Source organism: Streptomyces sp. NPDC058751 (genome assembly GCF_042746485.1).
Lineage (GTDB): Bacteria > Actinomycetota > Actinomycetes > Streptomycetales > Streptomycetaceae > Streptomyces.
The window spans coordinates 1-11,418 of sequence record NZ_JBHYPZ010000046.1; the positions used below are offsets into that span (position 1 = coordinate 1).

Genomic DNA, 11,418 nt, shown 5'->3' on the forward strand with positions numbered 1-11,418 from the left:
ACCCCGCAAACCTTTTTGTTTGTGTGTCGGGGGGGCTGTTTTTTTTTTAAAAGACACTGGCACATGCCGCCCCCCCCCCCCCGGCCGGGGGCGGGTGGGTGGGGCGACGTCATGCGCGCGGGAGGTCAGGCCGTGAGTGCCTGCTTCACCTGGGCGAGGCTCGGGTTCGTCATGACGACCTCGGCCCCGCCGGCGGCGGAGACGATCCGGACCGTCGGAACCGTCTGGTTGCCGCCGTTCGCCTTCTCCACGAACGCCGCGGACTGCGGGTCCTGCTCGATGTTGATCTCGTTGTACGCGATGCCCTCACGGTCCATCTGGCTCTTGAGCCGACGGCAGTAGCCGCACCACGTGGTGCTGTACATCGTCACAGTGCCCTGCATGTCTCATGCGCTCCTTCACGGCTTCTGGTGCGTGGTCGCTGCAAGTGGAACGCAGGTCACCCGGCCGCCATTCCCGCGGGGGGTATGCGCGAGCCCCGCGGGGACGTGACGCTCGCCGCACCCGCGTCGCACCGCGGCCGGCACGGCCGCGGTGGAGAAGAGGGGCGCGACACCTCCGGCATGGCCGAAACGCGACGCCGGAACAGGCGGCGGAGGTGACGCTCACCGCATTCGTACGACCGCAGCCGCCTCCCTGTGGACAACCGGCTCGCCCGTCTCCGCCGACCTGGCAGCATGGCTGTGTGACAGCAGCAACGCACTCCACCCTCTTCCCTCAGGTCCCGGAGACGGCCGACGCGGTGCTCGACGGGCTCGACCCCGAGCAGCGCGCGGTCGCCACCGCCCTGCACGGTCCGGTGTGCGTGCTGGCGGGAGCCGGCACGGGCAAGACGCGGGCGATCACCCACCGCATCGCCTACGGGGTGCGCGCCGGCATCCTCCAGCCCTCCAGCGTGCTCGCGGTCACCTTCACCAACCGGGCCGCGGGAGAGATGCGCGGACGGCTGCGCCAGCTCGGCGCCGGAGGCGTCCAGGCCCGCACGTTCCACTCCGCCGCGCTGCGCCAGCTCCAGTACTTCTGGCCGAAAGCCGTCGGTGGCGGACTGCCCCGGCTGGTGGACCGCAAGATCCAACTCGTCGCGGACGCGGCGGCCACCTGCCGCATCCGCCTCGACCGGGGAGAGCTGCGGGACGTCACCGGCGAGATCGAGTGGTGCAAGGTCACCCAGACCATCCCCGCCGACTACGCCGCGGCCGCCGCCCGCGCCGGCCGCGAAGCCCCCCGGGACCCGGCCGAGACCGCCAAGATCTACGCGGCGTACGAGGACCTCAAACGCGACCGCTCGGTCATCGACTTCGAGGACGTCCTGCTGCTCACGGTCGCCATCCTGCAGGACCGGCACGACATCGCCGAGCAGGTCCGCTCCCAGTACCAGCACTTCGTGGTCGACGAGTACCAGGACGTCAGCCCGCTCCAGCAGCGCCTCCTGGAACTGTGGCTCGGCGAGCGGGACAGCCTCTGCGTGGTGGGCGACGCCAGCCAGACGATCTACTCGTTCACCGGTGCAACCCCCGACCACCTTCTCGACTTCCGCACCCGCCATCCCGGAGCCACCGTCGTCAAGCTCGTCCGTGACTACCGCTCCTCGCCCCAGGTCGTCCACCTGGCCAACGGACTGCTCTCCCAGGCCCGCGGCCGGGCCGCCGAGCACCGCCTCGAACTGATCTCCCAGCGGCCCCCCGGCGCCGAGCCCGTCTACGCCGAGTACACGGACGAGCCCGCCGAGGCCGAGGGCGCCGCACGCCGCATCCGCGACCTCATCGCCTCGGGCGTCCCGGCCGGCGAGATCGCGATCCTGTTCCGCACGAACTCCCAGTCCGAGACCTACGAGCAGGCCCTCGCCGACGCGGGCGTGCCCTACCAGCTCCGCGGCGCCGAGCGCTTCTTCGACCGCCCCGAGGTGCGCAAGGCGGGCGCGGCCCTGCGCGCCGCGGCCCGTTTCGGCGGCAACGACTCGCTCCTCGACGACGTCGTCGACCTGCCCTCGCAGGTGCGGGCGGTGCTCTCGGGCGAGGGCTGGACCGGCACCCCCCCGGCGGGCTCCGGCGCGGTCAGGGAGCGCTGGGAGTCGCTGGCCGCCCTGGTGAACCTCGCGCAGGACTTCGCCGCCGCCAGATCCGGCGCGACGCTCGGTGACCTGGTGGCCGAGCTCGACGAACGCGCGAGCGCCCAGCACGCCCCGACCGTGCAGGGCGTCACCCTCGCCTCCCTGCACTCCGCCAAGGGACTGGAGTGGGACGTCGTGTTCCTGGTCGGTGTCGCCGAGGGCATGATGCCGATCACCTACGCAAAGACCGACGAGCAGATCGAGGAGGAGCGCCGCCTGCTCTACGTCGGCGTCACCCGCGCCAGAGAGCACCTCTTCGTCTCCTGGGCGCTCGCCCGCTCGCCCGGAGGCCGCGCGGGCCGGCGCCCCAGCCGGTTCCTCGACGGTCTGCGTCCCGGCTCCGTCGCCACGGCCGGCGGCCGCGCCGGCGCCGCCCGGGGCGGCATCGAACGCGGCGTCGCGAGGACCGGGGGCCCCGCCGGACGGCGTACGAGCCGCAGCCCCGCGCGCTGCCGGGTCTGCGGCCGCACGCTCACCGACGCCGGCGAGATGAAGCTGATGCGCTGCGACGGCTGTCCCTCGGACATGGACGAGGGTCTCTACGAGCGGCTGCGCGAGTGGCGCGCGGTGCAGGCGGAGCGCAGCGGGCAGCCCGCGTTCTGCGTCTTCACGGACAGGACGCTGGTCGCGATCGCGGAGACCGCGCCGGACGACGAGGGCGAGCTCGCCCGGATCCCCGGGGTCGGTGTCCGCAAACTCAACCGCTTCGGAGCCGATGTTCTGGCCATCTGCGCAGGTCGGGAGGTCGGAGAACACGGTGAGGGCAACTGATTCAAACTCGTCGAGAAAATAGTTTGCGCATGCCCCAGCAATCCCCATAGGTTCTTAACCACGGCAGCAGCGGCCTTCTCGAAGGCCCTGGTTCCGTGCTGTACTTAATAACCGTCGGACCGGTTCGCCCCGGTCCCCCTAGACGCCGAGAGGAGGCGATTCCAGTGATCAGCATCGACACCAGCTCCATCAACACCGTGAAAATGACCGATCCCTCGGTCGTCGTCTCCATGTGCTCGCTCGGCGTCTCGAACCTGGGCACCGGTCTGTCCGGCATTCCTGCCGTCCGGCCGGCGTCCTCCGTGTCTCTCGTGGGTCTTCCCGTCCGTGAGCGCAATGAGCGACCGACCCAGGCACTGGAAGCGGCAGTAGTGGCAGAGGCGCATGCCTATGCCTTTGCGGCAGCCGGTGCCGGATCCCTGAAGCAGACGAAGCAGCACCACACGATGTGGGCCTTCCGTGGGCCTGAACCCTGGAGTGATCCAGCCTGATTCACCATCAGGCCGGCGCCTTCAGGGCCGCGGAACCCCACCCGGGATCCGCGGCCCTTCTGTTTGTCCCCGACCGGGGACGACAGAGCGAAGGGGCCTCGGGACAAGAAAAAACCCGGTACCAGCCGCCAACCGGCCGACCCCGGCCGGAACGACCAGACGAGGAAGACGAACCGTGCAACTCGAAGCGCACGCCCCGTCAGTACCGCCTTCCGAAACGATCCCCCCGCCCGGCCTCACGGAGGACTCCACCTTGATCCCCCTCACCGCGCTCACCGCGCTCGACGACGCCATCGAGAACCTCGGCGTGCCCGTCCCCTGCCGTTCCTACGACCCGGAGGTCTTCTTCGCCGAGTCGCCGGCCGATGTCGAGTACGCCAAGTCCCTCTGCCGTACCTGCCCGCTGATGGAGGCCTGCCTCGCCGGCGCCAAGGAGCGGCGTGAGCCCTGGGGCGTCTGGGGTGGCGAGCTCTTCGTCCAGGGTGTCGTCGTAGCCCGCAAGCGGCCGCGTGGCCGCCCGCGCAAGAACCCGGTCGCGGCATGAACATCCGAGGAACGATCGACCGCCCCCTGACGCACGACCCCAAGAAGCAGGCCCCGATGAAGCCGTCCACGAGCGAGCCCGCAGGCTCCGCGACCCCAGACTTCGCCACCACCGGCGCGAACGACTCGCGCCAGAACAGGACCCGAGAGATGCAACTCATCCCAGAAGCCCTGGCTCGTGCGCATATGCACGAGCGACTGCACCAGGCCGAGCAGGAACGCCAGGCCGTGCGCCTGGTGACCGCTCGCCGCATGCAGCGCCGGGCCGAGCGCGCTTCGATGCGAGCCAGGCGCGCGCTGGCCATGGCGGTCATGCAGTAGCCGACGCGTGTCGTCGTAGCAGCCGTTGCAGTCGCAGCACACACACAGGCAAGAAATGGCGGGGGCCGGTCCGAACGGACCGGCCCCCGCGGTGCGTTGCACCGCGCGAACCGCGGGCCGCGGGGATATCGTCGCCCGGGTGACGAGTCTTCCCGAAGACGGTGACAGCACCGGCCCCGCACCGGAGAACGACGCGGACGAAGCCGAGAAGGAGACGGACGAGGCCGAGAGGATCGTGTGCGCCCGCTGCGGCACCACGGCCCCCGGCCCCCAGGTGACGTGGACCTGCTCCGTCGAGAACGGCACCCGCCACTACATCTGCGACACCTGCGCCCGCACCAACCTCAGGGCGATCGAGGGCCGTCTCGACTCGGCCTGGTGGTAGCCGGCCACGACGGCCGGTCACCTCCCGCCGACCGGGGTCCGCGCCCGCGGGCTCACGCCTCGGCGGCCGACACCTCTTCGCCCAACTCCTCGTCCTCCAGTTCCTCCTGGGGCACGAACCCGGGCAGCCACTCCTCCAGTTCGTCACGCAGCCGGACCGTGGCGCCGAGCTGGCACAGGACACCTATGGTGCTGAGGGTCACCCGGTGTATGAGGAGGTACGAGGGAGGCAGGTTCAACTGCCTGCCCAACTGGTGGGCGGGGGAGCGCGGGTCGGCGATGCGGGCCGCCTGGTTGCGCATCCAGCCCCGGGTGAAGGTGAACTCGTCCGCCTCGGCCGGTTCGATGATCGGCAGCAGATAGTCCAGGACCGCGTCGGGTTCGAGGTCTATCGACTCCTTGACGAAGCCTTCCTCGCAGAGCAGTTCGTAGACCGACTCGGCGTCACCGTCCAGCGTCATCCGCAGGGAATCGCCGATCGGCTGGGGCAGGCCGCCGGGAAGCCGGTCCACCGTGCCGAAGTCCAGGACGCCCAGTCGCCAGCCGCTCTTCCCGTCCGGCAGCAGACGGAAGTTGCCCGGGTGCGGATCGGCGTGCAGCAGGCCGGTGCGGGCGGGGCCCGAGAAGAGGAAGCGGGCCAGCAACTGGCCGGCGCGGTCCCGCTGTTCCGGCGTGCCGTCGGTGATCACCTCCGACAGCGGCACCCCGTCGATCCACTCCGTCACCAGGACCTGCTCGCACTGGTGGACCACGGCGGGCACCAGCACGTCCGGGTCGTCCGCGAACTCCTCGGCGTGCGCCGCCTGGGCCTGCGCCTCCAATCCGTAGTCCAGTTCCTCGGAGACCCGGTCGCGCAGCTCCGCGATGAGCGGCTTGATGTCCATTCCGGGGATCAGGGGCCCCAGGAGCCGGGCGAAGCGGCTGAGTTGGGTCAGGTCGGACAGAAGGGCCTCGCCCGCCCCCGGATACTGCACCTTGACGGCGACCGCACGGCCGTCGTGCCACACCGCCCGGTGCACCTGGCCGATCGAGGCCGCCGCCGACGGCTTGTCCTCGAACTCCACGAACAGCTCGGCCCAGTCCGCGCCGAGTCGCTCCTCCAGCACGGAATGGACCGTACTCGTCGGCATGGGAGGCGCCGCGTCCTGGAGTTTCGTCAGCGCCGCACGATAGGGACCGGCGATCTCCTCGGGCAGTGCCGACTCGAACACGGACAGTGCCTGCCCGAACTTCATCGCACCGCCCTTCAGCTCCCCGAGGACCTTGAAGAGCTGCTCGGCCGTGCGCTGCTGGAGCTCGCGGCCCACGATCTCCGCCGACTTCCCGCCGATCCGCTTCCCGAGCCCCCAGGTCGCCCGCCCGGCGAAGCCCAGTGGCAGCGCGGCCAGTTTGGCGGTCCGGGTGACCGCCTTCCGGGGAAGATCAGACATGCGCCCTCCAGGTCCCAGCAAGCTGTGCCGCGTGCGGCTGTCGCCCCGCCATTGTCTCGTGCGCCTCGCCGTCCTCGGGGGGTCGCTCCCCCTTTGTTTTTCGCGCGGCGCCGCAGGGGCAGGCGGGGTGCGGTCGGACCTGTGCCGTCCGCCACGCGCATCCGGGCAGAGACGCCTCCAGGCGGACGCCCGCGCAGGCGGGCGGATCCCCGTCCAGGAAGGCGAGCGCGTTGCTCGCGGCGAGTCCGGCGACCGCCGCGGCCAGGGCGAGATCGCACGCGCCCACCCGGCGCTGCCGCCCGGAACGCCACTGCGCGACCAGCCGCGGCCAGGCCGGATCCACGTCGGCGCGTCCCCGGTCCAGGCAGCCCGCGCAGCCCGTGTCGCCCGGCAGGACCAGGGGGCCCACGACTCCGGTCGCCTCGACCACCCCCGCGTAGAGGTGCGGCGTCCCCGAGGAGATCAGGCCCTCCGCCGACGCGGGGTCCGGCGCGTGGACGGCGAGGGAGTCCCGGGGAGCGAGGATCACGAGGGACAGCCCGCGGGTCTCCTCCCCCTCCCCGGCGGAGGCGCGGGGCGGACGGTCCGGGGCGGCCCGGCGCACCGCCCGCCGGGCGGCGTCCTCCCGGCGCTCGCCGACGGACTCGACGGGAAGGCCGCCGGGCGCCACGTCCCACGGCTCCACGCGGCCGATGTCACGCACCTCGACCTCGCCCACACCGGCGCCCGCGAGCAGCGCGGCCAGCACGGCCCCCACCCGGCCGGCGCCCAGCACCCGCACGCGCAGACGGCGGCGGGCGGCCAGACGGCCGACCGCCCCGCCGGGCTCACGGACGACGAGGGAGAGGGAGGCGAGGTCCGGCCGCAGCCGGTCCATGACCTCCTTCTTCCCGCGCAGTGCCTCCGCGGCCGGGCCGCCTCCGGTCGCGTCGTCCAGGAGACCCGACCTCGCCAGCCGGTCCACCAGACCCTCGACATGGCCGTCGGGCAGGCCCATCCCGCGTCCCTGCTCGCGCAACAGCGGCATCGCGCGTGTCCCGTCGAGCAGTTCGAGGAAGCTTCCCGTCGCCGTGTCCACCGGCCCCAGCACCATCGCGTGCGCCGGTGTCATCCCGAACTGCACGGTGTTGAGATCCCGCCAGCCGCGCCGCAGAGCGGGCTTCACGATCGGATGCATGACCTACCCCCGTAGACCAGTAGTACGTCCCCGTATGTCCGCGATGCGTTCACGCGGCGCGGACCGGTTGCCAGCATGCCCGTGTCCGCCGGACCCCGCCGAAAGTTGTCCACAGACGGCACCGTTCGTCGTACGAATCGAACCGGCAGGGCGCGGATCCGCATCGAACCGTTCCGGGGGTGGGACTTCCGCCATGTGCAGCAGGTAACGTCGGGGCGTGCCCGCCGACCCACCGCACAGCGCCGCGACATCACAGCGCAGCACGACGAGCCCGCCGCCGAGCGGCTCGGGGGCGAGCGCGATCGAGGTCCGCAGGAGCGCCCGACGGCGCAGAACGGTCTCCGCGTACCGCGAGGGCGACCGCACCGTCGTGCTCATCCCCGCCCGGATGTCCGAGGCGGAGGAGAAGCGCTGGGTGACCGTCATGCTCGACAAACTGGCGGCCCAGGAGAGCAGGCGGCTGCTCGGCGACACCGAGCTGGCCGAACGCGCCGAGCGGCTGTCGGCCCATTACTTCGACGGCCGCGCGCGGCCGTCGTCGGTGCGCTGGGTCACCAACCAGAACACCCGATGGGGCTCCTGCACCCCGGCCGAGGGCAGCATCCGCCTGTCGCACCGGTTGCAGGGCATGCCCGAGTACGTCGTGGACTACGTCCTCCTCCACGAGCTCGCCCACCTGCTCGTACCGGGCCACGGGCCCCGCTTCTGGCGGCTCCTGGAAGCCTATCCGCGCACCGAGCGGGCCCGCGGTTACCTCGAGGGCGTCGTCGCCGCCGACCGGCTGCCCCACCTCCCGGCGGCACGCGACGAGTAGGGCGGGCGAACTGTCCCGTCCGCAGTGCGATTGTGTACCGGGTCTGCACCGGCTTCGTCCACTTCCGGACTTTGCCGTTAGCCTGGCGCGACGCACTCGCACTCGGGATGGGGGACGGTCGTTACGCATGGCCAGGGAATTCCAACGCGGCCACAAGGCCAAGATCAGTGACCTCACCGCGGGCACGGATCTGTACGTAGGCGTGCAGATCACCGGCCCCGGACTCACCTTCGACATCAGCTGCTTCGGTCTGGACGCCGACGAGCGGCTGTCGGACGACCGGTACTTCGTCTTCTTCAACCAGCCGAAGTCTCCCGAGGAGTCCATCCAGCTGCTCGGCGCGCAGTCGGGCGACACGGAGTCCTTCCGGGTCACGCTCGACCGGATTCCGCCGAAGATCCAGAAGCTGTCGTTCACGGCGACGATCGACGGCGCCGGACAGATGTCGCAGATCGCCCCCGGATACCTCCGCGTCGTCGCGGGCGGTGAGGAGGTGGCCCGGTACGCGTTCAGCGGTGCCGAGTTCTCCACCGAACGCGCCGTGATGCTGGGCGACTTCTACCTCAAGGACGTCTGGCGCTTCGCCGCGGTGGGACAGGGCTTCGACGGCGGCCTCGACGCGCTGCTGAAGAACTTCGGCGGCGAGGTCGCCGAGGAGGAGCCCGCCGCCCCGCAGCCGAGCGCCGCGCCGTCCTTCGCCCCGCCCGCCCAGACCACCCCCGCGCCCGCGTTCGGTGCGCCGTCGGCGCCCGCTCCGGCGCCCGCGCAGGGCTTCGCGCCGCCCCCCGCCGCGCCGCAGGCTCCCGCTCCCGCGCCGTCCGTGCACGGCGCGCCGACGATCGTGGCGCCGCTGCACACCCCGCCGGGCGGCACCGTCCCGCCGTCGGCCCCCGCACCCTACGGACAGCCGCCCGGTCCGCCGCCCGGCTACGGTCAGCAGCCGCCGGCCGCTCCTCCCAGTTACGGCCAGCAGCCCCCGACGGCGCCCCCCGGCTACGGCCAGCAGCCGCCGTACGGCCAGGTCCCGGGCCAGGCACCCGGGCAGTACCCGGGCCAGCCCGGCGCCCCGGCCCCCTACGGCGCGCCCCAGGGCGCTCCGCAGGGCGGTGCCGGTGTGGCCGCCGCGCTGGGCGCCTTCAAGGAGACGCCCACCGGTCAGCGGTGGACCCCGCAGAACAAGAAGCTCATCCGCGTCGACCTCGGTATAGGCGGTCAGCCCGTACTGGCCCGCCAGGGCAGCATGGTGCTGTACCAGGGCAAGGTCGACTTCAGCTACAAGGGCGCCGGATTCGCCGGCCGGATCACGGGCAACGCGACCGGCCAGGAGATGCAGCTGATGCGCTGTACCGGCCAGGGCCAGGTGTTCTTCGCCGAGAACTCCACCCAGGTGCACCCCATCGAGCTCCAGGGTGACGCGATCTGCGTCTCCGCGGAGAACGTCCTCGCCTTCGACGAGTCCCTCCAGTACGAGGTCCGCCGCATCGAGGGGCACGGCATCCCCGGGGGCGCGCTGTTCACGATGCAGTTCCAGGGGACGGGCACCATCGTCATCAAGACGCACGGCGCGCCCGTCGTCCTGCCGGTGACGCCCACCACGTTCGCCGACTGCAACGCCGTCGTCGCCTGGTCCGCCGCCGCGCAGGTGATCGTTTCCAGCCAGGTGAGGATGCGCCGGAACGCCTACCCCGGTGACACCGGCGAGAGCGTGAACCTCCAGTTCCGCGCCGCACCGGGCAATTTCGTCGTCGTCCAGCCGTACGAGGTCTGAGGGAGTCCGTCATGAACCAGCCACTCGCGGGCTTCGCCCCTGCACCCGTCACCGCGCGCATGGAGAACCACGGCAATCACATGCTGAAGGTCGCCATGCAGACCGGGAACGACCTCCTCGCGCGCGTGGGGTCGATGGTCGCCTACGAAGGGTTCGTCCAGTACGAGCCCAACCCGCCCGCCGTACGCCAGATCGCCCGCGACTGGATGACCGGCGAGGGCGCGCCCCTCATGAAGTGCTCCGGCGACGGCCTGCTCTACCTCGCCGACTACGGGGCGAACGTCGTCGTCATCAACCTCAACGGGGACGCGATCTCCGTCAACGCCACCAATCTGCTCGCCTTCGACGCCCACCTCACCTGGGGTGTCGAGCGGGTCAAGGGGCTCGCCAAGTTCGCCGGACAGGGTCTGTGGAACACCAAGATCTCCGGTCAGGGCTGGGTGGCGCTGACCTCCCGCGGCAAGCCGATCGTCGTCGACTGCGGCGGCGGCGAGGACGAGACGTACGTCGACCCGGACGCGCTCGTCGCCTGGTCCCCGAACCTCAAGGTGAAGGGCAAGCGCAGCTTCAGGGCGCAGTCGCTGATCGGACGCGGCAGCGGCGAGGCGTTCCAGATGGCGTTCTCCGGACAGGGCATCGTCGTCGTCCAGCCCAGCGAGGACAGCACCGACCGCCTCCGAGTCCGGGGCTGAGGGGGAGCAGGACATCATGCAGAGCCCGCTTTTCGGCTACAACGAGCAGCAGTCCCAGGACCGCTACAGCCTGCAGAACTCGCAGATGCTGCGCGTGGTCCTGGGAGGCCACGACGACATCCTCGCCCGCAAGGGCACGATGGTCGCGTACCAGGGTCTCGTCGAGTTCGACGCCGAGTACCAGAACAACAGTCAGCGCCGTTCGCGTGCGCACACCGGCGAGGGCCTCGACCTGATGCGCTGCCACGGGCAGGGCACGGTCTACTTCGCCAACCTCGGCCAGCACGTGCACATCCTCGACGTCGACCAGGACGGCCTGACCGTCGACAGCAGCTACGTGCTGGCGATGGACTCCGGACTGCACCACGAGGTCATCGCCGTGGACAGCCAGTACGGCATCTCCGGATCCGGCAAGTACCAGCTCAACATCACCGGGCGCGGCAAGGTCGCGCTGGTGACCTCCGGGATGCCGCTGCTGATGCAGGTCACCCCGGACAAGTACGTCAACTGCGACGCCGACGCGATCGTCGCGTGGTCCACCGGTCTGCGGGTGCAGATGCAGGCCCAGACGCATTCCTCCGGAGTGTGGCGGCGCCGCGGCAGCACCGGTGAGGGCTGGGAGCTCAGCTTCCTGGGCAGCGGCTACGCGCTCGTGCAGCCCAGCGAACTGCTGCCGCCGCAGAACGCGGTGATCGGCCAGGGGCTGCGTGCCCAGTACGGCATGGGGCAGCAGGGCGTGCACGCGCAGAACCAGGGCAACGTCTGGAGCTGACCGTCCGGCCTCGTGGGCCACGACGGTCCGGTGAGCGGAGGTGAGGGGGGGCCCCCCCGGGGGGGGGCCCCCCACCCCCCGGGGGGCCCCCCCCCCGGGGCGTATAAACAAAAAAACCAGCCCCCCACACATAGAGTGTAGATAA

General features: G+C 71.2%; 12 protein-coding genes. 9 read left to right on the forward strand and 3 right to left on the reverse strand.

Going from position 1 to position 11,418, the window contains the following annotated elements; translation table 11 throughout:
- Nucleotides 1-125: 125 nt before the first annotated feature.
- Nucleotides 126-383, reverse strand: coding sequence for a mycoredoxin (locus tag ACFW6B_RS32965; protein WP_386601929.1), 258 nt, complete (start codon nucleotides 381-383; stop codon nucleotides 126-128).
- Between the two features lie 302 nt (nucleotides 384-685).
- Here ACFW6B_RS32965 and ACFW6B_RS32970 point away from each other — a divergent pair, with 302 nt between their 5' ends.
- From ACFW6B_RS32970 to ACFW6B_RS32990, 5 genes are all read left to right on the forward strand, one after another.
- A complete protein-coding gene (locus ACFW6B_RS32970; RefSeq protein ID WP_386601931.1) occupies nucleotides 686-2,881 on the forward strand; it encodes an ATP-dependent DNA helicase UvrD2 in 2,196 nt (731 codons plus the stop codon).
- Between the two features lie 164 nt (nucleotides 2,882-3,045).
- A complete protein-coding gene (locus ACFW6B_RS32975) occupies nucleotides 3,046-3,372 on the forward strand; it encodes a hypothetical protein (protein ID WP_386601933.1) in 327 nt (108 codons plus the stop codon).
- A gap of 175 nt (nucleotides 3,373-3,547) precedes the next feature.
- The gene (locus ACFW6B_RS32980; RefSeq protein WP_028802016.1) at nucleotides 3,548-3,916 is read left to right on the forward strand and encodes a WhiB family transcriptional regulator; all 369 of its coding nucleotides are present in this window, start codon (nucleotides 3,548-3,550) and stop codon (nucleotides 3,914-3,916) included.
- Nucleotides 3,913-4,236 (forward strand): hypothetical protein, encoded by a 324-nt coding sequence (locus ACFW6B_RS32985; protein ID WP_386601935.1) that lies wholly within the window; start codon nucleotides 3,913-3,915, stop codon nucleotides 4,234-4,236. Before ACFW6B_RS32980 ends, ACFW6B_RS32985 begins: the two co-directional genes overlap by 4 nt.
- Nucleotides 4,237-4,375: 139 nt before the next feature.
- The gene (locus tag ACFW6B_RS32990; protein ID WP_386601937.1) at nucleotides 4,376-4,621 is read left to right on the forward strand and encodes a hypothetical protein; all 246 of its coding nucleotides are present in this window, start codon (nucleotides 4,376-4,378) and stop codon (nucleotides 4,619-4,621) included.
- A 52-nt stretch (nucleotides 4,622-4,673) separates the two neighbouring features.
- Here the strand turns inward: ACFW6B_RS32990 and ACFW6B_RS32995 are convergent, their stop codons facing one another.
- Together ACFW6B_RS32995 and ACFW6B_RS33000 are read right to left on the reverse strand one after the other, a co-directional pair.
- Entirely contained in the window at nucleotides 4,674-6,050 is a 1,377-nt protein-coding gene (locus tag ACFW6B_RS32995) for an ABC1 kinase family protein (RefSeq protein ID WP_386601939.1), read from the reverse strand.
- On the reverse strand, nucleotides 6,043-7,227 hold the full coding sequence (locus ACFW6B_RS33000) for a ThiF family adenylyltransferase (RefSeq protein ID WP_386601941.1): 1,185 nt from the start codon (nucleotides 7,225-7,227) through the stop codon (nucleotides 6,043-6,045). The genes ACFW6B_RS32995 and ACFW6B_RS33000 overlap by 8 nt, the downstream gene beginning before the upstream one ends.
- 217 nt (nucleotides 7,228-7,444) lie before the next feature.
- Between ACFW6B_RS33000 and ACFW6B_RS33005 the strand changes: the two genes are divergently transcribed.
- The 4 genes from ACFW6B_RS33005 to ACFW6B_RS33020 all read left to right on the forward strand — a co-directional run bounded on the left by ACFW6B_RS33005 (nucleotide 7,445) and on the right by ACFW6B_RS33020 (nucleotide 11,273).
- Nucleotides 7,445-8,041, forward strand: a complete 597-nt coding sequence (locus tag ACFW6B_RS33005) for a M48 family metallopeptidase (RefSeq protein ID WP_386601943.1) — start codon at nucleotides 7,445-7,447, stop codon at nucleotides 8,039-8,041.
- A 127-nt stretch (nucleotides 8,042-8,168) separates the two neighbouring features.
- Nucleotides 8,169-9,809, forward strand: a complete 1,641-nt coding sequence (locus tag ACFW6B_RS33010; protein ID WP_386601945.1) for a TerD family protein — start codon at nucleotides 8,169-8,171, stop codon at nucleotides 9,807-9,809.
- 11 nt (nucleotides 9,810-9,820) lie between these two features.
- Complete coding sequence (locus ACFW6B_RS33015; RefSeq protein WP_386601946.1) at nucleotides 9,821-10,501, forward strand: AIM24 family protein; 681 nt, start codon at nucleotides 9,821-9,823, stop codon at nucleotides 10,499-10,501.
- Between the two features lie 16 nt (nucleotides 10,502-10,517).
- The gene (locus ACFW6B_RS33020) at nucleotides 10,518-11,273 is read left to right on the forward strand and encodes an AIM24 family protein (protein ID WP_386601948.1); all 756 of its coding nucleotides are present in this window, start codon (nucleotides 10,518-10,520) and stop codon (nucleotides 11,271-11,273) included.
- The last annotated feature ends 145 nt before the right edge of the window (nucleotides 11,274-11,418 follow it).

Excerpts from the sequence above, each read along its gene's own strand:
- ACFW6B_RS33000 (WP_386601941.1), bottom strand. The coding sequence starts at position 7,227 with ATGCATCCGATCGTGAAGCCCGCTCTGCGGCGCGGCTGGCGGGATCTC.
- ACFW6B_RS33020 (WP_386601948.1), top strand. The coding sequence starts at position 10,518 with ATGCAGAGCCCGCTTTTCGGCTACAACGAGCAGCAGTCCCAGGACCGC.
- ACFW6B_RS33015 (WP_386601946.1), top strand. The coding sequence starts at position 9,821 with ATGAACCAGCCACTCGCGGGCTTCGCCCCTGCACCCGTCACCGCGCGC.
- ACFW6B_RS32985 (WP_386601935.1), top strand. The coding sequence starts at position 3,913 with ATGAACATCCGAGGAACGATCGACCGCCCCCTGACGCACGACCCCAAG.
- ACFW6B_RS33010 (WP_386601945.1), top strand. The coding sequence starts at position 8,169 with ATGGCCAGGGAATTCCAACGCGGCCACAAGGCCAAGATCAGTGACCTC.
- ACFW6B_RS32995 (WP_386601939.1), bottom strand. The coding sequence starts at position 6,050 with ATGTCTGATCTTCCCCGGAAGGCGGTCACCCGGACCGCCAAACTGGCC.
- ACFW6B_RS32965 (WP_386601929.1), bottom strand. The coding sequence starts at position 383 with ATGCAGGGCACTGTGACGATGTACAGCACCACGTGGTGCGGCTACTGC.